Annotated in this window: 1 protein-coding gene; it reads right to left on the reverse strand. The window is 36.2% G+C overall.

Features of this window, described 5'->3' with window-relative positions:
* A partial coding sequence (locus tag AC0B9F_RS38350) for a pLS20_p028 family conjugation system transmembrane protein (protein WP_472010462.1) occupies positions 1–1,139 on the reverse strand: 1,139 nt, incomplete at both ends.

Consider the following 1,139-nt stretch of genomic DNA (forward strand, 5'->3'; position numbering starts at 1 on the left):
CTACCATTCCATCTATCCTTGTTATCTTGCGCTTGTAAAGCACCACTTACAGCCCCTTCACTGAAGCTATCTTTAACCCCTTGAACACCATTAGAAACGACCTTAGTTCCCTGTTTAACGGCGCCTGAAATACCTGAACCAGTACCTTTAAGGGCATCTTCTGCCATTCCACCTAAGCCACGTTCATTCATGTAACCAAGTGCTTTTCCTGCACTATTAACACTACCTTTAAGACCGCCTAATTTCTTAGGACCATTTTGACCTTTTAAATCATCATTTACAGATTTACCATCTTCATTTGCTTCATCTGCTAATTTATCTTTTGTGCTATTGTTATCTTGTTTTTTACTTGCCATATTAGAAACTGACCCACCTGCTTTTTTTGCTAGGGATGCAGCGCCTGCAGCTACACCAAGAGCGCCTGCCATTTGTACAAATCCATCTTTTAATCCAACATCTATGCCGAAGTATTTCATAATCGTATTAGATCCTTTAATTAAGATGAATGTAGCCGAAACAATGGATACTAGATAAATAAAGATATTTACATCTGAAGATCCTAAGAAAGTTAAAAATATCGTATAAAAACGGAACATTAAACCGGTAAAACCAATAAGCATAAAGGCGTTACATATATCCATTACTACTTGTTTAGTTCGCTGTCCTGACTCTAAATCAGTCGCGAATACAAATAAGGCTACAATTCGTTTAATTCCAATTTCAATTATCGTTGTGGCAAAAATAAATATGGTGAAGAAATAAGCAAATCCTAAAGCAGTCAATCCTACAAACATTGGAAGGAATTTAGCCGGAAATCTAAAATATCCGGTATCAAAGTTATCCGAGAAGAAAGATAACCAACCATCATCAATTTCCAATGCCTGATATTCCCCTGAAGCATCTGAAGTAAGCGTGTATTTTAAAGCTTCTAATTCGTCCATATCTTCTGCTTCTATATCGCTTATTGAATCTGGTGTAATAATCTCGGCCATATCAACGCGTTTAAAAATACTAGGTTTTAAAGCATTTTTTTCCGTTCCTTCTGCATCATTTTCTATTAAGTCGAAACCATTTTCTGCAACATACACCAAGTCAGCTGTATTTTCCTTAATTAGATTCCAACTTAAACCAGAATTTTC

This window comes from Streptomyces sp. NPDC097129 (assembly GCF_055668065.1).